Genomic DNA, 22,254 nt, shown 5'->3' on the forward strand with positions numbered 1-22,254 from the left:
TGAACGTGACCTGTGTCCCGGAGAGTGGGACGAGAAGCCAGTAACGATCAGGTAACGAACGCCGTGAACGATAGACAGCCAGTCTGTTAAGACGCTCTACTAACAAACATGACCACGACGACGACACGCACCAGCCAACGGGGTCTGGGCGGCGGTCTGCGAGCTACCTCGAAGGTGCTCCCGGAGCACGCCAGGGCGCACAACCGGTCGCTCGTCCTCCAGCACCTGTTCCACGAGGGTCCCACCTCGCGGGCCGGCCTGGCGCGGGCGACGGGCCTGACCCGGGTGACCATCTCGGACCTCGTCGGGGTGCTGCTGGCCGAGGACCTCGTCGAGGAGCTCGGGACCCAGCCGGGTCGCCGGGTGGGCAAGCCCGCGATCCTCGTCGGGATGCGTACCGACGCCTACCAGATCGTGGCGGTCGACCTCTCCGACGACACTGTGCTGCGTGGTGCCGTGCTGACCCTCACGGGCGAGGCCGTGGTCCGGCGGGCGCTCGAGGTGAAGGACCGTCGCGGCGACGAGCTGGTCGACCTGATCGCCCGGTTCGCCCGTCGCCTCGTCGCGGCGGCCACCCGTCCCGTCATCGGCGTCGGCATCGGTTCCCCGGGCGTCGTCGATCCCACGGGCCGGGTCGTCGAGGCACCGAACGTCGGGTGGAAGAACCTTTCCCTCGCCGCGACGCTCACCGACCGGCTCGGGCTGCCGGTGCACGTGGCGAACGACGCGAACTCTGCGGCGCTCGCCGAGTACACCTACGGCGGCGCCGCCGACTCGATGCTCGTCCTGACCGTCGGCCAGGGTGTCGGCGCCGGCGTCATGGTCGACGGCGCGCGGGTGCACGGGGCTGCGGACGCCGCCGGGGAGCTCGGCCACGTCACGGCGGTCGAGGACGGCGAGCTCTGCGCCTGCGGTCGGCGAGGCTGTCTGGAGACCGTCCTCTCGGCTCCTGCGCTGCGACGTGCCGTTCACGGTCTCGACCGGGCTGGCGCGGACGCCGTCCTGGCCGATGTCGGCCGCACCCTCGGCAAGGCCCTCGCCCCGGTCGTCGGAGCGTTGAACCTCGGCGAGGTCCTGCTGTCCGGCCCGCCCGAGCTGCTCGGCGGCGCGCTGCGCACGGCGGCGCACGAGACCCTCGTCGCCCGGATCATGCCGGCCACCGCTGCCGGGCTCAACCTCCGCATGGCCTCGCTCGACGACGACGTCGTCCTCGCCGGCGCCGCCGTGCTCGTGCTCGGCGCCCAGCTGGGCGTCTCCTGACCACCGACCCCTGACACCACACCTCTGACCGACGATGCCGGTGCCATCTGGTACCGGCCCTCGCATGGCCCTATTTGGAAGGAAACCGAACCAGTGAGAAGAACACGCACCATCGTCGCTGCGGCGTCGACCATCACGCTCGCACTCACCCTCGCCGCCTGTGGCTCGGACGGCGATCCCACGGACAGCGAGGCCAACGGCTCCGCCGAGGTCGAGCCGGCGGACATCACCCTGTGGCTCAACGGCTCCGACACGAACGAAGACTTGCGCACCTACCTCATCGACACCTTTGCCGCCGAGAACGAGGGTTCGACGCTGAGCATCGAGGAGCAGGACTGGTCCGACGTCGTGCCCAAGCTCACGACGGCGCTGCCCGACGCCGCGAACACCCCCGACGTGGTCGAGATCGGCAACACGCAGGCCGCGACGTTCACCTACGCCGGTGCTTTCCGCGAGATCTCGCCGGAGCTCTACGAGGAGCTGGGCGGAGACAACCTGTTGCCATCATTCGTCGAGGCCGGCGCTGTCGACGACAAGAAGTTCGCACTGCCTTACTACTTCGGCTCGCGGTACATGTTCTACCGCGCGGACATCTGGGAGGAGGCGGGCATCGAGGTCCCCACCACGCTCGAGGAGTTCGGCGACGCGGTGGCCGAGCTGCGTACCGACGACCGCTCCGGCTTCGCCCTCGGCGGCCAGGATTGGCGCAACGGCATCTCCTGGGTCTTCGCCAACGGCGGTGAGCTCGCGGTCAAGGAAGGCGACCAGTGGGTCTCCACCCTGTCCGACCCGAACACCGTTGCGGGCCTGGAGCAGTGGCAGGGCGTCTACGAGAGCGCGTCGAACCTGCCCCCGACGCACACCGACGAGGCGTACTGGGACTACTTCAACGACCCGGAGGAGGGCGGCGAGCCCGAGGCTGCGACCATCATGGCGCCGAGCTGGGCCCGCTGGTCCATCGGCGACCTCGTGGAGAACGACGAGGGCGACATGGTTCGCGACGGCATGGTCGACGACTCCACCTACGACATCTTCGCCCTGCCCGGCGTCGACGGCGGTGTCGCCCCGGTCTTCGCCGGTGGTTCGAACCTGGCCGTCTCGGCCCAGTCGCAGCACCCCGAGCTGGCGGAGAACCTCCTGCGGATCATCTACTCGGAGGAGTACCAGACGATGCTCGCGGAGGTGGGTCTCGGGCCTGCCAACACCGAGCACACCTCGGTGATGGCGACCGACAAGTTCGGCGAGACGGCCGTCGCGGCCGCCGAGGCCTCCCAGCTGACGCCTGCCGCCCCTGGCTGGGCCGCGGTGGAGGGCGCCTCGGTCTACGAGGAGCTGTTCCAGAAGATCGCCGAGGGCGGTGACGTGACCGAGATCGCCGCCGAGTACGACGAGAAGATCACGCCGATGCTCAACGGCCAGGCCGGCTGACGGTCTCGTCCGCTCGACCGACTGAACTGACGGGCGGGGCGGCGCCGAACGGCTGTCGCCCCGCTCGTCCCATGACTCCGGGAAGGAGGACCGCATGGCTACGACCACCACCAAATCCGTAGGACCGGACGACATCGCGATCCGCCGCCGGCGCAAGCCGGCCACCCCCTATATTCTGCTGATCCCCGCCGTCGCGGCCCTCCTCATCGGCCTCGGGTACCCCGTCTACTGGCAGGTCGTCACCTCGCTGCAGGAGTACGGCCTCCTGCAGCAGTTCGGTGCCCCGCCGGTGTTCGTCGGGCTCGACAACTTCGCCCGCGTCTTCACCGACTCCGAGGTGTGGTTCGTCGTCGCGAAGTCCGTCGCCTTCTGCCTCGTCAACGCCGCGCTCACCGTCGGCATCGGCCTCGGGCTCGCAGTACTCATGCGCGCGGTGCACTCCTGGGTGCGCATCACCATGCAGATCACCCTCCTCCTGGCGTGGGCCACCCCGCTCGTGGCTGCGGTGACGGTGTTCCGCTGGCTCTTCGACTACCGCACCGGCGTCGTCAACTGGCTGCTCGTGCAGGTCGGCGCAGATGGCATGGGCGGATACAACTGGCTCGGCCAGGCCTGGACCTTCTTCCTGGTGGCGTCGTTCGTCGTCATCTGGATGTCCGTGCCGTTCGTCGCGATGTCGATCTATGCCGGTCTCACCCAGGTCTCCGAAGAGGTGCTCGAGGCCGCGCGCATCGATGGCGCGGGGCCCCGCCAGATCCTCTGGCAGATCATCATGCCGCTCGTCCGCCCGGTCATCGCCATCGTGCTGCTGCTCCAGATCATCTGGGATCTGCGGGTCTTCGCGCAGATCCGGCTCCTGCAAGACGCCGGTGCGCCCATTTCCGAGACAAACCTGCTGGGCAACTACATCTACCAGCTCGGCATGGGCCAGCAGAGCTTTGGCGGGGCGGCGGCTGTGTCGCTGTTCGTCCTCGTGCTCACCATGGTGCTCTCGGGGCCGTACGTGCGCTATCTCATGAAGGAGGACGCGGCATGAGCGCAGTCCTGACCGACACCGCCACCGTGACGCCCCCCGGGCGCGTGCTGCTCCGGCGCCAGAGAGTCCGGCCCGGCAAGGTGCTGTTGAGCGTCCTTGGCCTCGTCCTGGCCCTGGTGTGGGTCTTCCCTGTCTACTGGATGATGCTCTCGGCCGTGACGCCGGACGCCATCCTCGGTAGCGTCACCCCGAGCTTCCTGCCGTGGAACTTCACCCTGAGCAACCTCGAGTCGGTCCTGACCGACTCCGGCTTCCTCAACGCCCTCGGAATGAGCCTCATGGTCACTGGACTGACCATCGTCCTGGTGCTCGCGTTCGCGTTCTTCGCCGCGTTGGCGATCAGCCGGTGGCGGTTCCGCGGCCGGAAGAGCTTCATCCTGACCGTGCTGTTCATCCAGATGCTGCCGGCCGAAGGGCTGTTCATCGCGCAGTACCAGATGATGTCGAGCCTCGGACTGCTGAACCAGGTCATCGGCATCTCCGCGTTGTACGTCGCCATGCTCATCCCGTTCACCGTGTGGATGCTGCGCGGGTTCGTCGCGGGCGTGCCGATCGAGCTCGAGGAGGCCGCCATGGTGGACGGGCTCTCCCGGCCGCGCGCCTTCCTGCGGATCACCTTCCCGCTGCTGGCCCCCGGCCTCATCGCCTCCGGCGTCTACGCGTTCCTGCAGGCGTGGAACGAGTTCACCACCGCGCTGGTGATCCTGCCGGCGGAGTCGGCCCAGACCCTGCCGATCTGGTTGCGCAGCTTCTTGTCCGCCTCGGCCAACCGAGGGATCAACTGGGCCGAGGTGATGGCGGCCTCGACCCTGATCGCCGTCCCCGTCATCGTGTTCTTCCTCTTCGTGCAGGGACGCATGACCTCCGGCCTGGTCTCGGGTGCGGTGAAGGGCTGACGTGAGCACCATCGCAGCGGCGGCGCCGGGGGCGTCGCCCCGCCTCAGCGTGGGCCTGGACATCGGCGGCACCAAGACGCTCGCCGTGCTGCTCGGCGACGACGGCGAGGTGCTGGCCCAGGCCCGGCTGCGCACCGAACGTGGCCCGGCGGGGGTCGTCGACGGTGCGGTGCAGGCCGTCCAGGGTGTCGCCCGGCAGGCCGGTGTCGCGCTCGGCGCGCTCGCTGGTGTCGGGGTCGGCGTCCCCGGCCTCGTGGACGCCGACGCCGGGACGGTGCGCCACGCCGTCAACCTCGGGGTCGACGGCGCCCCGCTCGACCTCGCGACCCTGCTCTCGACCCGCCTCGGTGGGATCGGGGTCGGGGTGGAGAACGACCTCAACGTGGCAGCCGTCGGCGCCGCGCACCTCGTCGAGGCGGAGGCTCCGGGCAGCGGGCCGACCGATCTCGCGTTCCTGGCCCTGGGCACGGGGCTGGCGGCAGGCATCGTGCTCGACGGCCGCCTGCGCCGGGGGAGCCACGGGGCTGCGGGAGAGATCGGTCATGTGCCGGTCGACCCGACCGGCCCGCCCTGTGCCTGCGGCCAGCGGGGCTGCCTGGAGCTCTACGCCTCGGGGTCGGCCGTGACCGCGCTCTGGTCGACCACCACGGGGCGGCCGGCCCCGGTCGAGATGTTCGAGGCCGCTGCCGCGGGAGACCTCGGTGCCGTCGCGGCCCGCGAGAGGTACGCCCGCGCCGTCGCCGCGGCGGTCCGCATGCTCGTGCTCACCGTGGACGTGCAGCACGTCGTGCTGGGCGGTGGCGTCTCCCAGCTCGGGCCGCCCTTGCTCGACGTCGTTCGTGACGCCCTGACCGACGAGTCGGCGGCCTCCGGGTTCCTGCGGTCGCTCGACCTGCCCGGGCGGGTGCGGCTCGCCCCCGGCCGCGTCGCGGTCGGTGCGGTCGGTGCCGCCGTCGTCGGGCGAGCCTCGGTCCCGCCGGCCCACGAGCCGGCCGGCCAGCTGTCCGTGGCGCACCTGACGGCGCCACACGACCGAGAGGAGCTCCACCAGTGAATCGACGGCTCAGGGCCTCCGCCCTCGCCCTCGCGGCGACCTTGGCGCTCGTCCCCGCGCTGGCCGCCTGCGGTCCCGAGGAGATCGTCCCGGAGACCTCTGTCGACATCGTCCTGTGGCTCGTGGGTGACGACACCGGTGCCGACCTGCGCGAGCATCTCGTGGAGACGTTCGAGGACCGCAACCCGGGGGCGACGCTGACGATCGAGCAGAAGCAGTGGCCGACGCTCGTCCGCGACCTCGAGTCGTCGCTCGGCGACCCGGCGCTCACCCCGGACGTGGTCGAGCTGGGCAACACCCAGGCGCCGACGTTCACCCATGCCGGCTCGTTCCGCGAGATCTCCCCGGAGCTGTACGAAGAGCTCGGCGGCGACGACCTGCTGGCGTCGTTCGTCGAGGCCGGCTCGGTCGACGGCACGGTCTACGCCCTGCCGTACTACTTCGGCTCCCGCTACGTCTTCTACCGCAAGGACGTCTGGGAGGCCGCGGGTGCGAAGGCCCCGCGGACCCTCGAGGAGTTCGCCGAGACCGCCAAGGAGCTCCGGGTCGGCAACCGGGCCGGGTTCGCGATAGGCGGCCAGGACTGGCGCAACGGCATCTCGTGGGTGTTCGCCCACGGCGGGGAGCTCGCGGTCCAGGAGGACGAGGGCTGGGTCTCGACCCTGTCGGACCCGGTCACGGTCGCGGGCCTGGAGGCCTGGCAGGACATCTACCAGAACGCCTCGTACCTGCCGGCCACCGAGATCGACGTCGCCTACTGGAACTTCCTCAACGACGGCATCGCGAGCGACGAGCCTGCCGCCGCGACGATCATGGCTCCCTCCTGGGCGCGGTGGTCGATCGGGGACGTCGTGCGCGACGACAACGGAGCGGAGGTCCGTGACGGCATGGCGGACAGCGACCGGTTCGGCATCTTCGCGCTCCCGGGCGTCGACGGCGGTGTGGCACCGGTCTTCGCGGGCGGCTCCAACCTGGCGGTGTCCGCCCTGACCCGCAACGTCGAGCTGTCCGAGGACCTGCTGCGCGTCGTCTACGCCGACGAGTACCAGACGCTGCTCGCCGAGGCCGGGCTGGGGCCGGCGAACACCACGTTCACCCAGCTCATGACGGGGGACAAGTTCGGCCGGACGCTGGTGGCCACCGCCGAGGCGTCGAAGCTCACACCGCCCGCACCGGGTTGGGCCGACATCGAGTCCCGCGGCATCTACGAGGAGCTCTTCAAGGAGATCGCGCGCGGGGGCAGCGTCCCTGCGCTGGCCCAGGAGTACGACGGGATCATCACGCCACTGCTGGACGGCACCGTCGCCGAGAACTGACCGGCCCGCCGTCCCTGGCGGAGGGCCGCACGACGAGGAAGGATACGTCGATGGAAGTTGTGATCGCTCCCGCGCAGGAGCTGGCGGTGCTGGCCGCCGATGCGATCGAGGCGCTGCTGCGCCGTCGGCCGGACGCCGTGCTGGGTCTGGCCACCGGGTCCAGCCCGCTGAAGGTGTACGACGAGCTGGCCCGACGGCATGCGGACGAGGGGCTGTCCTTCGCCGGCGCACGGGCGTTCATGCTCGACGAGTACGTGGGACTGGCCGCCGATCACCCGGAGCGCTACCGCAACGTCATCGACGTCGAGATCGCCTCGCGCGTCGACCTCGAGCCGGGGGCGGTCCGTGGGCCGGACGGGTTGGCCGACGACCTGCCGGCCGCCTGCGCGGCGTACGAGACGGCGATCTCCGACGCCGGTGGCGTGGACCTGCAGATCCTCGGGATCGGGACCGACGGGCACATCGCGTTCAACGAACCAGGTTCGTCGCTGGCCTCGCGCACCCGGATCAAGACGCTGACCCAGCAGACCCGCGAGGACAACGCACGGTTCTTCGACGGTGAGGTCGACCAGGTCCCCACGCACTGCCTGACCCAGGGCCTGGGCACCATCATGGAGGCCCGCCACCTGGTGCTGCTCGCCACCGGCGCGCAGAAGGCCGAGGCCGTGCACCAGCTCGTCGAGGGTCCGGTCTCGGCGATGTGGCCGGCCACGGTGATGCAGATGCATCCGCATGCCACGGTGCTGGTCGACGAGGCCGCCGCGTCGCGTCTGCAGCTGGCGAACTACTACCGTCAGACGTATGCAGCGAAGCCTGCCTGGCAAGGGCTCTAGGTCGGCCGCGGCGGTCGTTGTCGGTGGTCGGCACGTAGGATGGTGGCCATGAGCGAGCCCCTCTCCACCCCTCCTTCGCAGCCTGCCGCAGCGCCTTCGCGGGACACCGGATCGGGCACCGGCGTCCTCGAGCGTCCCGACACCCGGGAACAGGCCGCGGAACCGGGCGACCACGAGCGGTTTGCGCACTATGTGCGCAAGGAGAAGATCATGCAGTCGGCGATGTCCGGCAAGCCGGTGATCGCGCTCTGCGGCAAGGTCTGGGTCCCGGGACGTGACCCGTCGAAGTTTCCCGTGTGCCCGGTCTGCAAGGAGATCTACGACGGCCTGCGGTCCCCGCAGGACGGCGACGGCGACTCCGAGAAGTGAGCGCACCGCTTCCCGAGCCCGAGTCCGTCGATCTCTTCGAAGCCGTCTTGGAGCCTGCCTACGAGCCGGCCAAGCCGCTGCCGCAGTCGCCCTCCGTCGCGGCCGCCTCCCACCTCAGCCCGGCATACCCGCGCCGCGCCCCGTGGGGCACGGCGTCCAACCTGCGTGCCTGGCAGGCGGAAGCGCTCGAGCTCTACCACGAGCGCTCGCCACGGGACTTCCTGGCGGTCGCGACACCGGGTGCCGGCAAGACGACGTTCGCGCTGCGGGTCGCCACCGAGCTGCTGGACGCCGGCATCGTGCGTCGCGTGACGGTCGTCGCACCCACCGAGCACCTCAAGCACCAGTGGGCCGACGCCGCCGCGCGCGTCGGCATCCGCATCGACCCGTCGTTCAAGAACTCCCAGGGCAAGCACGGCGCCCACTACGACGGCGTGGCCCTCACCTATGCCCAGGTCGCGGCGAAGCCGACGCTCCACCGGGCGCGGACGCAGGCGGCCCGCACGCTCGTCATCCTCGACGAGGTGCACCACGGCGGCGACGCGCTGAGCTGGGGAGACGCCGTCCGGGACGCGTTCGAGGACGCCACCCGACGTCTCGCGCTGACCGGGACCCCGTTCCGCAGCGACACGGCCTCGATCCCGTTCGTGACCTACGAGGCGGACCACGAGGGCATCCGGCGCTCGAAGGCCGACTACACCTACGGCTACGGCGAGGCGCTGCGCGACCACGTGGTGCGTCCCGTGCTGTTCATGACGTACTCGGGCGAGATGCGCTGGCGCACCCGCGCGGGCGACGAGGTCAGCGCGCGCCTCGGCGAGGCCATGACCAAGGACATGCACGCCCAGGCGTGGCGGACGGCGCTGGACCCGAACGGCGAGTGGATCCCGTCCGTGCTCGCCGCGGCGGACAAGCGCCTGACCGAGGTCCGCCGCTCCGTGCCCGACGCGGGCGGGCTGGTCATCGCCTCCGACCAGACCGACGCCCGCGCCTACGCCGGGCACCTCGCCCGCATCACGGGCACCAGCCCGACGGTCGTGCTGTCCGACGACGACGGCGCGAGCGCCCGCATCGACGAGTTCTCCGCGGGCACGCAGCGCTGGATGGTGGCCGTGCGCATGGTGTCCGAGGGCGTGGACGTGCCGCGGCTCGCCGTCGGCGTCTACGCGACCAGCACCTCCACGCCACTCTTCTTCGCCCAGGCCGTGGGGCGGTTCGTCCGCGCCCGCAAGCGGGGCGAGACGGCGTCCATCTTCGTGCCCAGCGTGCCGCTGCTGCTCGAGCTCGCCAACGGCATGGAGATCGAGCGGGACCACGCTCTCGACCGGCCGCAGACGGCCGAGGAGCAGGGGATCGAGTACGACCCGGAGGCGGCGCTGCTGGCAGCGGCCAACCGCGAGGAGAAGGCGTCGGGGGAGCTGATCGGTTCCTTCGAGGCGCTCGAGGCCCAGGCCTCGTTCGACCGCGTGCTGTTCGACGGCGGCGAGTTCGGCACCGGCGGCGAGGTCGGTTCTGCGGCAGAGCAGGACTTCCTGGGCATCCCAGGACTTCTCGACGCCGACCAGGTCACCACGCTGCTGCGTCAGCACCAGGCCGCCCAGGCGAACGGACGGTCGGGGGCCACGGCGTCCGAGGCGGCGTTGGAGCAGTCGGAGCAGGAGCACCGCCGGGCGGCCGCGCTGCGCAAGGAGCTGTCCAAGCTCGTCTCGGCCTGGGCGCGCAAGTCGAGCCGTCCGCACGGGTCCGTGCACACCGAGCTACGGCGTCGTTGCGGTGGTCCCGAGGTGCCGCTGGCGACGGCCGACCAGCTCGCCGAGCGGGTGGAGATGGTGCGCGGCTGGTTCGTCGGCAAGAAGTAGGTCGTCCGAGCTGCTACCTGTCGTCAGACGAGGACGGCCATCGTCAGAGGCTCCTCCTGGCCCTCCCAGGTCGCGACCAGCGCGGGAACCCCCGGCTCGGGCGTGTGCGGAAGCCGGACCGTCCGGACGGTTGCGTGGTCGGAGCCCGGACCCGGTATCGCCCGAGCCCGGATCAGGGGTGTGCGCGCTGCGACCGTCCCGTCCAGGCGGTGCACCGTCTCGGCGGCTTGGGCAGGCCCGATGAGGATCGCCTTGCGTACGGCCGCCCTGTACACGGGGTCGGCGTCGGCGTCGTAGAACCAGCGGCTACCGAGGACGGAGTGCTCCGCGGTGCCCATCAGGGCGTGGGCGAGCTCGGGCGCCTCGGCGCCACGGTAGGTGCACGGGACGTGGACGACGGTGCCGTCGGCGGTGTGCAGGAGAAGGAGCTCGACACCGACCTTCCCGGCGGGGTCGTCGAGCCGGATGCCCCCGACGACCCGGAGGTCCCCACCGGGGTACCACGGCTGGTCAGGCAGCCAGCCTGCGAGGATCTCCTGCTTGCTCGGGACGATGGTCGCCTGGTGGAGGATCGCCATGGCCAGCCACCCTACGCCCCCGCCCGGCGAACGTGGCCAGGGTCTTGCTCATGGCCCACCGTCCGAGAGCTGGTGTCTCAGGTCGGGCGTCAATCGATTCGACTCGCTCCGCCCGGAGCGAGCGCGAGGCACGATGTGAGCGACTACCAGGGACGTGACCCCGGCTCCGACGGCGCGGACTACGGACTGCTCCCGTCTGCCGGACTGATCCTTCACAGCCCCCAGGTGACCGTCGGGATCGCCGGGTCGCCGTGGGACAACCGCCGGGCGCCGCGCGGCAGCTCGGCGCGAGACGTCCGGTGCTGGGTGGCCGCGTTGTCCACCCCGTAGGCGCCGACCCAGCGTGAGTCCACCGCGCCGTCGGTCACGAGCGGCACGTGCAGCCGCCGCAGACGACCACCGTCGTCGCTGGTCTCGCTGCCGTCCGGCTCCCAGGCGACGACCGCCTCGTCGGGACCGGTGACGAGAACCTCCTCCAGGGCTCGGCCGTCGGCACCCAGCCGGCGTGCCGCGGCCTTGCGCCCGCCGCGGCTCGACTTGCGCGTCGAGACCTTCTCGACGGGCTGCATCCGCCCCGTGGAGTCGGTCCGCGCCACCAGCTTGTAGACCATGCCGCAGGTGGGGGCGCCGGAGCCGGTGACCAGCGACGTGCCGACGCCGTACATGTCCACCGGGACGGCGGCGAGCGCCGCGATCGCGTGCTCGTCCAGGTCGGAGGTGACGACGATCCTGGTGTCCGTCGCGCCCAGGGCGTCGAGCTGTTCGCGCACCTCGACCGCGAGCGCCCCCAGGTCGCCGGAGTCCAGGCGCACGGCGCCGAGTCCGGTGCCCGCGGCCTCGACGGCACGCTCGACGCCGTGCGGCACGTCGTAGGTGTCGACCAGCAGCGTGGTGCCGGGGCCCAGCGCGTCCACCTGGGACGCGAAGGCTGAGCTCTCGTCGTCGTGCAGCAGGGTGAAGGCGTGCGCCGAGGTGCCGATGGTGTCCAGCCCGTAGCGGAAGCCGGCCTCGAGGTTGCTCGTGCCGGCGAACCCGGCGACGACGGCGGCGCGCGCGGCCGCGACACCCGCCTGCTCGTGGGTGCGGCGCGACCCCATCTCCAGCACGGGCCGGCCGACGGCGGCGCTCGTCATGCGGGACGCGGCCGAGGCGATCGCGGAGTCGTGGTTGAGGATCGCCAGGACCAGGGTCTCCAGGAGCACGGCCTCGGCAAAGGTGCCCTCGACCTGCATCACCGGTGAGCCGGGGAAGAACGTCTCACCCTCGGCGTAGCCGGTGATGGTGCCGGTGAAGCGGTACCCGCGCAGGAAGTCGAGGGTGCGGTCGTCGACGACGCCGGTGCGCTCGAGGAAGGCGAGCTCGGCGTCGCCGAACCGGAAGGCCGGCAGCGCCTCCAGCACCCGGCCCGTCCCCGCGAGGACCCCGTAGCGCCGGCCCGGGGGGAGCCGGCGCGTGAACACCTCGAAGACGCAGTGGCGGTGCGCGGTGCCGTCGGCGAGCGCGGCCTGCAGCATCGTCAGCTCGTACCGGTCGGTCAGGAGCGCGAGCGAGGGCCGCAGCGTCGGCAGGGGAGCGGCCGGGAGGGAGTGCGGGGAGGCGAGCGACTCGGGCGACGAGGCGCCGTTGCCCCGGTACGCGTGGTTCATGTGCCTACCGTAGGGCTCGGTGGGCCCGGGAGCAGCATCTGGGTCGCGGGTCCCCCTAGTCTGGTGACGTGGTGATGACGAGCTCTGCGACGCAGGAGGACACCCGTACCGAGGAGGTGTCCCGGCTCGCCGACCCCTGGGTGACGATCGTGTGGAACGACCCGGTCAACCTCATGAGCTATGTCGCCTACGTCTTCGAGAGCTACTTCGGCTACCCCGAGGCGAAGGCGAAGAAGCTCATGCTGCAGGTGCACCACGAGGGCCGGGCGGTCGTGTCGACCGGCCCCCGCGAGCGGATGGAGGTCGACGTGCAGGCGATGCACGGTTTCGGGCTGTGGGCCACGCTGCAGCAGTCCGGCGCGCCGGGAGCGGGAGTGCAGGCATGAGCCCGTTCCGTGCGACGCCCGCCGGGTACGTCGCCCGCTGGGAGCCCGTGGAGCGCGAGGTGCTGGCTCGGGTCGCCCGCGACGTCGCGGGACTGCTGCGCAGCGACGCCGGGCTGCCGGACGACGTGACGGACACCGGGTTGGCGTTCACCGGCGTGGCCCGCGTCCCACGAGACCCGGCGGTGCAGCGGCTGCTGCCCGACGCCCACCGCGACGACGCCGACGTCGCCGCCGAGTTCCGGCACCTGACGCAGACCGATCTCGCGGCGAGCAAGGTCGCGCGGTTGCTGGCCTTCGCGGAGACGGTCGACGGTACGGGGGACGGGGCCGACGGCGGCCCGGACGACGCTTTCTCCGGCGGTCAGGTGCTGGTCGCCCGCGAGGCAGCCCAGGACTTCGCCGGAGCGCTCACGGACGTGCGCCTCGTGCTCGGCGAGCGGCTCGGGCTGGACGACGACGCCGACGTCGAGCACCTGCACCACGAGGTGCTGACCGGCCTGGGCATCGTGGACGAGGCGGACGGCGCGGACCCGGACGAGACGGATGGCGCCGGGCTGGACGCCGAGCAGCGGTCCTACTGGGGTGGGGTGTTCGTCGCGGCCGGGTTCGCGCAGGAGTCCCTCATGGACGAGATGCTGGCCGAGCTGCGTGCTCGCGGTGCCCGCGACTGAGCCCGGCAGGACCCGGTCGCCCGTGCCCTGTGGCCCCCGCCACGCGTGTCGCCGATCACGAACCCTGTGATCAGGGCCTCGCGCCGATAGGCTGCCAGCCGTGAACGACGCCCCCATCGGGATCTTCGACAGCGGGGTGGGTGGTCTGACGGTCGCCCGCTCGGTGCTCGACCAGCTCCCGCACGAGCAGCTGCACTACATCGGCGACACGGCGAACGGTCCGTACGGACCCAAGCCGTTGGCAGCCGTGCGCGCGATGGCGCTCGCGGTGATGGACCGGCTCGTCGACGACGGTGTGAAGATGCTCGTCATCGCCTGCAACTCCGCCTCCGCGGTGGCACTGCGCGACGCCCGTGAGCGATACACCGTGCGCCGGGGCATCCCGGTCGTCGAGGTGATCCTCCCGGCCGCCCGCCGCGCCGTCGTCGCCTCGCGCTCGGGGCGCATCGGTGTCATCGGCACGAAGGCGACCGTGGACTCGCTGGCCTACGACGACGCCTTTGCCGTCACCCCTGGGCTGGAGCTCACCAGCAAGGCGTGCCCGGAGTTCGTGCGCCTCGTGGAGGAGGGGACGACGTCCGGCCCGGAGGCGCTGTCCATCGCGAACGACTACCTCGCGCCGGTCAAGGCCGCGGGCGTCGACACCCTCGTGCTGGGCTGCACCCACTACCCGCTGCTGACGGGACCGATCTCCTACGTCATGGGCCAGGACGTCACCCTGGTCTCCTCGGCGGAGGAGACGGCGATGGACGTCTACCGCAAGCTCGTCGCGCACGACCTGGAGCGTCCGCTCGACGCGCCGCCGCCCGTGCACCGGTTCGCCACCACCGGGCACCCGGAGCAGTTCGAGCACCTGGCTCGCCGCTTCCTGGGGCCAGAGGTCAATCTCGTGGAGACCGCATGAGGCTCGTTCCCGTCGGCGTCACCGGCTCGCTGCCCGGCCCGGACTCACCCGCGTCCTGCTATCTCGTCCAGGCCCACGACGGCGAGCGGGAGTGGAGCCTGGTGCTCGACCTCGGGTCCGGGTCCCTCGGGGCGCTGCAGCGCTACGTCGACCCGCTCGACGTCGACGCGCTCGGCCTGTCGCACCTGCACCCGGACCACTGCGCCGACCTGTCCGGGCTGTACGTCTACCTGCGCTACCACCCGGAGCGTGGCTCGCACCGCACGGGACAGCCGCGGCACCTGGCCGTCCACGGGCCGTCGACCACGCGTGAGCGGGCGGCGGCGATGTACGGGCTGGAGGGCGGCGAGAACATGGACTCCGAGTACGCGTTCCGCACGTGGCGGCCAGGGTCGCCGGTGCACGTCGGGCCGCTGACGATGGAGCCGTTCGTCGTCAACCACCCAGTGGAGGCCTACGGGGTGCGGGTGACCGGGCCGTCGTCGCAGCGTCCGGGCGAACGGGCCACTCTCGTGTTCTCCGGGGACACCGACTACTGCGACTCGCTGGTCGAGGGGTCGCGCGACGCCGACCTGCTGCTGTGCGAGGCGGCGTTCCTCGAGGGCCGCGACGACGGCGTCAGCGGGATCCACCTGACCGGACGGCGTGCCGGGAAGGTGGCCGCCGAGGCCGGTGCCCGGCGTCTGCTGCTGACCCACCTGACGGTCTGGACGGACTCCGCGGACACGCTGGCCGAGGCGCGCGGCGAGTACGACGGGCCCTTGGACGTCGCTCGGGCCGGGGTCGTCTACGAGCTCTGACGAGGGTCGGTAGCCTCGTGGCCGTGAAACAGCTTCCTGTCTGGCCCGCCGTCGCCTGCGACCTGGTGTGCGTCGTCGTGTTCACCCTCGTGGGGACCGCCAACCACGCCTCGGGGGGCTCGGTGGCCCACGTGCTGGCGGTCGGGGCGCCCTTCGTCGTCGGCCTGGCAGTGGGCTGGCTGGCCAGCCGCGCCTGGCGGGCGCCGGCTCAGCCGTGGCCCACCGGGGTGGCGATCTGGTTCGCCACCGTGGTGCTCGGCCTCGCGCTGCGGCCGCTGTTCACCGGCGGGTTCGCGTGGTCGTTCGCGCTCGTGACGGCGGTGTTCCTCGCGGTGACGATGCTGGGCTGGCGGCTGCTCGCGACCCTCGCCCAGCGCCGCGCCGCCTGAGCCCTGGCCAGCGGTACGGTTCGGTCAGGACCGACACCGACCACTGCAGAGGATGGCGACCATGCCCGAGACAGAGACCCGTACCGGTCAGGACACCGACGGCACGGCGGTGGCACCGGCCCCGAGCGCGACCCCCGGTGTGGTGCTCTTCCTCGCGCCCATCGTCGCCGCGTGCGCACTCGTCTCGCTGATGATGTGGCCGGCCCTCGGGGTGATCGGCGCGGTCGCCTGCGGTATCGCCGGACGCAAGCACCCGCTGATCCTCGGCGGCGTGGTGGCGGTACTGTTCCTCGCGCTCGCACGAGCCGCCGTGATGGGATGGTTCTTCCTGCCCTCCATCGGCTGACGGGGGCGTCAGAGCACGGCGGCGATCTGCGGAGCCAGGGCGCGCAGCGCCTTGCCGCGGTGGCTGATCGCGTTCTTCTCGGTCGGGCTCAGCTCGGCCGACGTGCGCGTGCCCGCCCGGCCGTCCGGGCCCGGCTCTTGCTCGGCCGGGACCAGGATCGGGTCATAGCCGAAGCCGTGGGTCCCACGGGGCTCACGCACGAGCGTCCCCGGCATCTCCCCGAGGCACACCTCCTCGCGGCCGTCCGGGGTCACCAGGGCGGCCGCGCAGACGAACGCCGCACCGCGGTGCTCGTCCGGGACGTCGCCGAGCTGGGCGAGCAGCAGCCCCAGGTTCGCGACGTCGTCGCCGTGCCGCCCGGCCCAGCGGGCCGAGAAGATCCCCGGCGCCCCGCCGAGCACGTCGACGCTCAGCCCGGAGTCGTCCGCGACCGCGGGCAGCCCGGTCGCCGCGGCCAGCGCCCGGGCCTTGATCAGGGCGTTCTCGGCGAACGTCACGCCGTCCTCGACGGGCTCGGGCGCTCCGAGGTCACCGGCGCTGACGACCGCGTCGTCGGGCAGGGCGTCCAGACCGGGCTGCGTGCGCAGGACCGCCAGCAGCTCGACGAGCTTCTTGCGGTTGTGCGTGGCCAGGACGAGCCGGGCCGACGGCGGGACCGCGACAGTGCCGGTGACCACGTTCAGAGCTCCTCGGCGAGGGCAGCCTGCTGCAGCGCCGTCAGCTCGGCGGTGCCGGCGGTGGCCAGGTCCAGCAGGGCGTCCAGCTCGGCGCGCTGGAAGGGCACACCCTCGGCGGTGCCCTGGACCTCCACGAACGACCCGGAGCCGGTGGTCACGACGTTCATGTCGGTCTCGGCGCGCACGTCCTCGACGTAGGGCAGGTCGAGCATCGGGACACCGTCGATGATGCCCACGCTGACGGCGGCGACGGAGTCGGTGAGCACCTGCTTGCCGCCGGTGATCGCCCCGTGCCGGGCGCCCCAGGCGACGGCGTCGACGAGAGCCACGTAGGCGCCGGTGATGGCTGCCGTGCGGGTGCCGCCGTCGGCCTGCAGGACGTCGCAGTCCAGCACGATGGTGTTCTCGCCGAGGGCGGTGACGTCCACGACGGCGCGCAGCGACCGGCCGATGAGCCGGGAGATCTCGTGCGTGCGCCCGCCGATCTTGCCCTTGACGGACTCGCGCTGGCTGCGGGAGTTGGTGGCGCGGGGGAGCATCGCGTACTCGGCAGTGACCCAGCCCTCGCCGGAGCCCTTCTTCCAGCGCGGGACGCCCTCGGTGAAGGAGGCGGTGCACAGCACGCGGGTCTTGCCGAACTCCACGAGCACGGAACCCTCGGCGTTCTCGCTCCACCCGCGGGTGAACGTCACGGGGCGGAGCTGGGAGGGCGTGCGGCCGTCAGAACGAGGGGAAGTCATGCGCCACACCCTATCCGTGTCGCCGAACGTCTCGATTCGGCACGGTTTGAGGGGTCGAACCGTGTCGAATCGAGACGTTCGGCGAGGGTGTGGGTGGGGGCTACATGCCGAAGCGGCGGCGCAGCTCGCGCGCGTGCCGCCGCGAGACCTCCACGCGGGAGCGCTGCCGGTCGGCCATGACCACCACCAGGGACCCCTGGAAGTCCGGGACCAGCTCGCGCACGTGGTCGAGGTTGACCAGGTAGGAGCGGTGCGCGCGGAAGAAGTGCCCGCGCAGGCGTCGCTCCAGCTCGTTGAGGGACATGGTCACCAGCAGGCGTTCGTCGGCGAGCTTGAGGTAGGAGTACCCGCGCGCCGCGCTCGCGTACACGATCGAGGCGCCGTCCACCAGGACCGTGCGTCCGTCCTTCTGCACCGGGATGCGGACCAGCGGCTCGACGTCACCCCGCGGCGCCGGGTCTGCGGACCCAGCCGAACCCGCAGAGTCGGTGCCCACGGCGTCAGGGCTCCCGGTGGAGGCCAGCGGAGCGGAAGCGGTGCTCCCGGCCGCCGCGCCGTCGTCGGGGCCCAGAGCCCGGTCCAGCGCCCTGCGCAGCCGGTCCGCGTCGAAGGGCTTGAGGAGGTAGTCCGCCGCTGCGAGGTCGAAGGCATCGACCGCGTGGTCCGGGAAGGCGGTGGTGAAGATGACCTTCGGGGGGTTGGGCTGCTGGCGCAGCGCCGCGGCGACCTCCAGCCCGGACCCGCCGGGCATCCGCACGTCCAGCAGCACCAGGTCGTAGTCGAGCGAGCCCAGCAGGAGCAGGGCCTCCTCACCGTTGGTGGCCTCGCCCACGACCTGGACCTGCCCGACCTCCTCGAGCAGGTAGCGCAGCTCGGCCCGGGCAGGGGCCTCGTCGTCGACGATCAGGGCCTTGGGTCGCATCATCGGGCGTCACCTTAGCGGGATCTGCAGGTCCACGGTGGTCCCCTTCCCAGGGGTGGAGGCGACGTCGAACGAGTAGCGGTCGCCGAACAGCGCGTCGAGACGTTGGGAGATGTTCCACAGGCCGACACCCGAGTGCTGCGGACCGGCGGTCCCGGGGCGCTCGCCCGCCAGCAGCCGGTCCAGCATCTCCGGGGCCATCCCGACGCCGTCGTCGCTGACGCGGATCGAGGTGGTCCGGGTCAACGGGTCCACGCGGGCCCGCAGATGGACCGTCCCGCCGGTGACCGAGTCCGCGATGCCGTGCTTGACCGCGTTCTCCACGATCGGCTGGATGACCAGTACCGGCACACGAGCCGTCAGCACCTGCGGGTCGAGGTCGTAGCGCACACGCAGCCGGTCGCCGAACCGCGCCTGCTCCAGCGAGACGTACGTCCGCACGAAGAAGTACTCCTGGCTGAACTCCGCGAAGTGGCCGTCCTGGCGCACCGCGTACCGGAAGAAGTCGCTCAGCCGCAGCAGGAGCTGGCGCGACTCCTCGGGGTCGGTGCGCGACTTCGAGGCGATCGTGTTGAGGATGTTGAACAGGAAGTGCGGGTTGATCTGTGCGCGCAGCGCGTCCAGCTTCGCGTCCGAGGCGAGGTGGCGCTCCCGGTCCATCTCGGCCAGCTCGAGGTGCAGCGACAGCATGGACGCCATGTCGTCGACGAGCACCCGCGGCGCCGGCTCGTCGTGGACCCGGTAGACCTTGAGCGTGCCGACGACCCTGTCGGCCACGGCCAGCGGAGCGACCACCGCGGTGCGCAGCGGACAGTCCGGCTCCGGGCACCCGATCCCGTCGCGACCGTGCACGACGACGGTGCGCTTCTTGCCGATGGCCAGGCGAGACACCCGGGTCTGCAGCGTGCCGCCCACGTGGTGGTGGTCCGCACCCGGCCCGACGAACGCGAGCACCTGCTCGGTGTCCGTGATGGCGATGGCGTCCCCGCCGAGCAGGGGGCGGATGAGCTGGGCGGTCCTGCGCGCCGCGTCGGGGGTGAGCCCGTTGCGCAGCGGCATCGACCGGCCCGCGGCGGCGATGGTGAGCCCGTCGCGCACGCCGCGTGGGTCCCGGGGCCGTCGTGCCGGAGGTCGCGACCGGTTCCGCGCCGTGGCCCCGCCGAGCGACCCGCTGCGTGGTCCGCGCAGCGCGGACGGGTACCCCAGCACGACGACGGTGCTCACCACGAGTCCCGCCGCCAGGGTCGGCAGCACCCCCAGGGCCGGTGTGACCAGGACCTGCGTGACCAGGTAGACGGCTCCCCACGCCACGACGAGCACCCCGGCCAGCGGCCGGCTACCCCCGCGCACGCCGCTGCCTCCGATCCGCCCGTCGCCGCCGGTTCTCGGCCACGACCAGCCGGGCCAGGCGTTCCGCATGCCGGTCCGCGGCGGTGCCGTGCATGATCAGCCAGGACTTCTCCACGTCCGGTGGCGGGCTGGTGCGCAAGGAGACGACCACGGCGACGGCGGCCGCCAGGGGAGCCGCCACGAGGGTGGGCGTGACCAGCGCCTCGCGCAGCAGCCCGCCGGCGGCGAACAGGCCCGCCGTGAACATCGCCACGGCGACGACCATACCCGTGACCATGCCGGCCACTGCGCCCGCCGCTGTCGACCGTGGCCACCAGATCGCGAGCAGGAACACGGGGGTCAGCGCTGACCCGGCCACCGCGAACGCCCACGTCACCATGGTCGCCACGATCGACGGGGTGGCCGTGGCGAAGGTCTCCGGCCGCAGGGTGAGTCCCAGGCCCGCGGCCGCACACGCGGTGACCAGCGTCGTGATCCGGCCGGCCAGGACGGCCTGGCGCTGGGTCGCCCGCGGGTTGATGTGCCGCTCGTAGACGTCGTGGCCCCAGGAGGCCGCGGCGGCGAGGAGCAGCCCGGCGATGGTCGACATCACCGCGATGAGGGCACCGGCGGCGATCACGCCCATCCCGGTGTCGCCGCCGTAGATGCGGCCGAGGACGGGCAGGGCGTGCTCCGGGACCCGCAGCACCCCGTCGACGGTGAGCTCCGCCAGCCAGGGATGGTCGGCGACGGCGGTCGGGACGATCTCGCGGGCCGCCGTGCCGAGCATGACCGCCAAGGAGTAGAAGATCCCGGCCAGGCACAGCACCCACACCGTGGTGGTGCGGGCGGCGCCACCGGTGGGAGACGTGAAGTAGCGGTTCATGACGTGCGGCAGCCCCGCGGTGCCCATCGCGAGCGTCACGATGAGGGCGAACTGGCCCAGGCCGCCGTAGCGGGCACCGGGCTGGCCGAAGACGGCGGGGTCACCTGGGTGCAGCGCGTTCTGCTCGGTGGCCAGGGCGCCGTCGTCGGCAGGGTTCTCCAGCGGGGCCGCCGACAGGTCGGCGACGGCGTCGCCGTAGTGGAAACCCTCGCCGACGACGGTCGCGGCGAGCCAGATGAGTGCGCAGAGCAGCAGCAGGAACTGCACCGCCTGCGTCCAGGTCGTGCCGCGCATGCCGCCGAACGCGACGAGCCCGGTGACCACGGCGGTGGAGACGAGGATCCCGGTCGCGTACGGGGACAGGCCGAAGAGACCGGAACCCACGAGCAGCTCCCACGTGATCCCCGAGCCCACGGCCTGCGGCACGAGGTAGGACAGGATGACGAGCTGGACCACGCCGACCGCGACGAGCCGGACCTTCTCCGACCCCAGCCGGCGGCCCAGGAAGTCCGGGATGGAGAACTCGCCGAACCGGCGCAACGGAGCCGCGACGAAGAGCAGCACCGGGACGAACCCGGCGGCGAAGCCCACGGCGTACCACGCGCCGTCGAGTCCCGTCGCGTACACCGCGGCGGCTACCCCGAGGAACGACGCCGCCGAGAAGTAGTCCCCGCAGATTGCCCACGCGTTGGTCGCGACCCCGACGCGCTGGCCCGCGAGGTAGAAGTCCACGGTGGAGGTGCCCCGCGGACGCATGACGACGGCGACCACGGTCAGCAGGATCAGGACGCCGGCGAGCGTCAGGGCGCTGGGCCCGGTCACGGGTGCTCACCGGTCGGGTCGGGGCCGATGGCGGGGCCGTCGTCGCGGGTGCCGTCCAGCATGCGGTGCTCGACCGCCGACGACAGGCGTGCCGCAGCGATCCCGAGGACGGCGAAGAACAGGTAGAGACCGAAGGCGGCGACGAGGAACCCGGGGCTCATGCCGCCGGCGAGCCGTGCCTGCGACCACCAGTCCAGCGTGAGCGAGAGCACCGGGAAGGCCGCGACGGCGAGGAGGAAGACGACGAAGTAGCCGACCGCCACGCGTCGCAGCGTGCGGAAGGTGGCATCCACCTCCGCCGGGGTGTGCTGCGCGCCGACATCGTCCTCCATGACGGAGCACCTTACGGAGCGTCGGCCCTCCGGGCCAATGCCGGGTGCCGAGCGGGGTCGGACCAGGACCGGGTCACGACGGCGCGACGGCGGGCGTGCGCACCAGCCGGACGGCGGTGGCCAGCAGGATCACCGCTCCGCCGGTGACCATCACCAGCCCGATGCCTGGCATGGCCTGCCCCCAGGCGTCCGTCGCTGCGCTGATCTGGACGAGCCGGACGAGCTGCCAGCCGGCCACGAAGGCGACGCTGCCACCGGCCAGGATGCTGTGCGACACCGCGACCCAGCGCCGGGGCAGCAGGGCGCCCGCCACGGCGATGAAGCCGCCGCACAGCGTCCACAGTCCGGGCCCGGCGGTCCCGCTGATGCTCCCGACCGGTGTGATCACCCAGGGCAGGAGGCTCCCGACGATCACCACGAGCGCTCCGACCAGCAGGCCGACGCTGCCGGGGTGCAGGATCTGCTTGCGCGGCTTCCCGGCCCGGCCACCTGCGCGCAGCAGGTTGCCGAGGGGTGTGCTCGTCGTCGAGGCCATGGATCGACTGTAGGCGCGCCGGCCCTCGTTCGGTCCCGCGGGTCGGCGAACGGTCCCGACGGTCCGGCGAGCGGTCGATACCGGTGGGTGAGCGGTCGGCGGACGGTGGCGCACCGGTCGGGAGCCGCCCGGTGCCGTTCGCGGGACGGTCCCCACCGTCCGGGAGCCAGGTCTTGTGAGCACCACGAGCGGTGCGCTTCGCTCGGCCGGTACGGGGACGTTCTCCGGGCGACGATGCCC

General features: G+C 72.0%; 24 protein-coding genes. 15 read left to right on the forward strand and 9 right to left on the reverse strand.

Annotated elements, in window-relative coordinates:
* Positions 1 to 108: 108 nt before the first annotated feature.
* From PZC42_RS15255 to PZC42_RS15295, 9 genes are all read left to right on the forward strand, one after another.
* On the forward strand, positions 109 to 1,260 hold the full coding sequence (locus PZC42_RS15255) for an ROK family transcriptional regulator (RefSeq protein WP_277212402.1): 1,152 nt from the start codon (positions 109 to 111) through the stop codon (positions 1,258 to 1,260).
* Positions 1,261 to 1,353: 93 nt separating this feature from the next.
* Entirely contained in the window at positions 1,354 to 2,688 is a 1,335-nt protein-coding gene (locus PZC42_RS15260; RefSeq protein ID WP_277212403.1) for an extracellular solute-binding protein, read from the forward strand.
* Positions 2,689 to 2,782: 94 nt separating this feature from the next.
* Positions 2,783 to 3,724 carry a carbohydrate ABC transporter permease gene (locus tag PZC42_RS15265; protein ID WP_277212404.1) on the forward strand — a complete coding sequence of 314 codons (942 nt, stop codon included), beginning with the start codon at positions 2,783 to 2,785 and terminating at the stop codon, positions 3,722 to 3,724.
* The gene (locus PZC42_RS15270; protein ID WP_277212405.1) at positions 3,721 to 4,620 is read left to right on the forward strand and encodes a carbohydrate ABC transporter permease; all 900 of its coding nucleotides are present in this window, start codon (positions 3,721 to 3,723) and stop codon (positions 4,618 to 4,620) included. The genes PZC42_RS15265 and PZC42_RS15270 overlap by 4 nt, the downstream gene beginning before the upstream one ends.
* A 1-nt stretch (position 4,621) precedes the next feature.
* Positions 4,622 to 5,674, forward strand: a complete 1,053-nt coding sequence (locus tag PZC42_RS15275; RefSeq protein ID WP_277212406.1) for an ROK family protein — start codon at positions 4,622 to 4,624, stop codon at positions 5,672 to 5,674.
* Positions 5,671 to 6,990, forward strand: a complete 1,320-nt coding sequence (locus tag PZC42_RS15280) for an extracellular solute-binding protein (protein ID WP_277212407.1) — start codon at positions 5,671 to 5,673, stop codon at positions 6,988 to 6,990. The genes PZC42_RS15275 and PZC42_RS15280 overlap by 4 nt, the downstream gene beginning before the upstream one ends.
* A gap of 50 nt (positions 6,991 to 7,040) precedes the next feature.
* Positions 7,041 to 7,823, forward strand: coding sequence for a glucosamine-6-phosphate deaminase (gene nagB, locus PZC42_RS15285; protein WP_277212408.1), 783 nt, complete (start codon positions 7,041 to 7,043; stop codon positions 7,821 to 7,823).
* Positions 7,824 to 7,871: 48 nt separating this feature from the next.
* Entirely contained in the window at positions 7,872 to 8,192 is a 321-nt protein-coding gene (locus tag PZC42_RS15290; protein WP_277212409.1) for a DUF3039 domain-containing protein, read from the forward strand.
* A 47-nt stretch (positions 8,193 to 8,239) separates the two neighbouring features.
* Positions 8,240 to 10,051 (forward strand): DEAD/DEAH box helicase, encoded by a 1,812-nt coding sequence (locus PZC42_RS15295; RefSeq protein ID WP_438802960.1) that lies wholly within the window; start codon positions 8,240 to 8,242, stop codon positions 10,049 to 10,051.
* 23 nt (positions 10,052 to 10,074) lie between these two features.
* On the opposite strand, the gene PZC42_RS15300 is transcribed toward PZC42_RS15295, so the two are convergent.
* A complete protein-coding gene (locus tag PZC42_RS15300) occupies positions 10,075 to 10,629 on the reverse strand; it encodes a maltokinase N-terminal cap-like domain-containing protein (protein ID WP_277212410.1) in 555 nt (184 codons plus the stop codon).
* 212 nt (positions 10,630 to 10,841) lie between these two features.
* Positions 10,842 to 12,275: a nicotinate phosphoribosyltransferase gene (locus tag PZC42_RS15305; protein ID WP_277212411.1), complete on the reverse strand. Its 1,434-nt coding sequence runs from the start codon at positions 12,273 to 12,275 to the stop codon at positions 10,842 to 10,844.
* Between the two features lie 74 nt (positions 12,276 to 12,349).
* Here PZC42_RS15305 and clpS point away from each other — a divergent pair, with 74 nt between their 5' ends.
* From clpS to PZC42_RS15335, 6 genes are all read left to right on the forward strand, one after another.
* Positions 12,350 to 12,661, forward strand: a complete 312-nt coding sequence (clpS, locus tag PZC42_RS15310) for an ATP-dependent Clp protease adapter ClpS (RefSeq protein ID WP_277212556.1) — start codon at positions 12,350 to 12,352, stop codon at positions 12,659 to 12,661.
* Complete coding sequence (locus PZC42_RS15315; protein WP_277212412.1) at positions 12,658 to 13,332, forward strand: DUF2017 family protein; 675 nt, start codon at positions 12,658 to 12,660, stop codon at positions 13,330 to 13,332. Before clpS ends, PZC42_RS15315 begins: the two co-directional genes overlap by 4 nt.
* 100 nt (positions 13,333 to 13,432) lie before the next feature.
* The gene (gene murI / locus PZC42_RS15320) at positions 13,433 to 14,236 is read left to right on the forward strand and encodes a glutamate racemase (RefSeq protein WP_277212413.1); all 804 of its coding nucleotides are present in this window, start codon (positions 13,433 to 13,435) and stop codon (positions 14,234 to 14,236) included.
* The gene (locus PZC42_RS15325) at positions 14,233 to 15,036 is read left to right on the forward strand and encodes an MBL fold metallo-hydrolase (protein ID WP_277212414.1); all 804 of its coding nucleotides are present in this window, start codon (positions 14,233 to 14,235) and stop codon (positions 15,034 to 15,036) included. Before murI ends, PZC42_RS15325 begins: the two co-directional genes overlap by 4 nt.
* Before the next feature lie 23 nt (positions 15,037 to 15,059).
* The gene (locus tag PZC42_RS15330; RefSeq protein ID WP_277212416.1) at positions 15,060 to 15,425 is read left to right on the forward strand and encodes a DUF3054 domain-containing protein; all 366 of its coding nucleotides are present in this window, start codon (positions 15,060 to 15,062) and stop codon (positions 15,423 to 15,425) included.
* 61 nt (positions 15,426 to 15,486) lie between these two features.
* Positions 15,487 to 15,771, forward strand: coding sequence for a hypothetical protein (locus PZC42_RS15335; protein ID WP_277212417.1), 285 nt, complete (start codon positions 15,487 to 15,489; stop codon positions 15,769 to 15,771).
* A gap of 8 nt (positions 15,772 to 15,779) precedes the next feature.
* Here the strand turns inward: PZC42_RS15335 and rdgB are convergent, their stop codons facing one another.
* The 7 genes from rdgB to PZC42_RS15370 form a co-directional block, all read right to left on the reverse strand.
* The gene (rdgB, locus tag PZC42_RS15340; protein ID WP_277212418.1) at positions 15,780 to 16,448 is read right to left on the reverse strand and encodes an RdgB/HAM1 family non-canonical purine NTP pyrophosphatase; all 669 of its coding nucleotides are present in this window, start codon (positions 16,446 to 16,448) and stop codon (positions 15,780 to 15,782) included.
* Between the two features lie 2 nt (positions 16,449 to 16,450).
* Positions 16,451 to 17,188: a ribonuclease PH gene (rph, locus tag PZC42_RS15345; protein ID WP_277212419.1), complete on the reverse strand. Its 738-nt coding sequence runs from the start codon at positions 17,186 to 17,188 to the stop codon at positions 16,451 to 16,453.
* A 100-nt stretch (positions 17,189 to 17,288) separates the two neighbouring features.
* Positions 17,289 to 18,113: a LytR/AlgR family response regulator transcription factor gene (locus PZC42_RS15350; protein WP_277212420.1), complete on the reverse strand. Its 825-nt coding sequence runs from the start codon at positions 18,111 to 18,113 to the stop codon at positions 17,289 to 17,291.
* A 6-nt stretch (positions 18,114 to 18,119) separates the two neighbouring features.
* Positions 18,120 to 19,460: a histidine kinase gene (locus PZC42_RS15355; protein ID WP_277212422.1), complete on the reverse strand. Its 1,341-nt coding sequence runs from the start codon at positions 19,458 to 19,460 to the stop codon at positions 18,120 to 18,122.
* Positions 19,447 to 21,147, reverse strand: a complete 1,701-nt coding sequence (locus PZC42_RS15360; RefSeq protein ID WP_277212423.1) for a sodium/solute symporter — start codon at positions 21,145 to 21,147, stop codon at positions 19,447 to 19,449. Before PZC42_RS15360 ends, PZC42_RS15355 begins: the two co-directional genes overlap by 14 nt.
* A complete protein-coding gene (locus PZC42_RS15365; RefSeq protein ID WP_277212424.1) occupies positions 21,144 to 21,479 on the reverse strand; it encodes a hypothetical protein in 336 nt (111 codons plus the stop codon). The genes PZC42_RS15360 and PZC42_RS15365 overlap by 4 nt, the downstream gene beginning before the upstream one ends.
* 73 nt (positions 21,480 to 21,552) lie before the next feature.
* On the reverse strand, positions 21,553 to 22,014 hold the full coding sequence (locus PZC42_RS15370; RefSeq protein ID WP_277212426.1) for a hypothetical protein: 462 nt from the start codon (positions 22,012 to 22,014) through the stop codon (positions 21,553 to 21,555).
* Between the last annotated feature and the right edge of the window lie 240 nt (positions 22,015 to 22,254).

The organism is Isoptericola croceus, assembly GCF_029382255.1.
Taxonomy (GTDB): domain Bacteria; phylum Actinomycetota; class Actinomycetes; order Actinomycetales; family Cellulomonadaceae; genus Isoptericola; species Isoptericola croceus.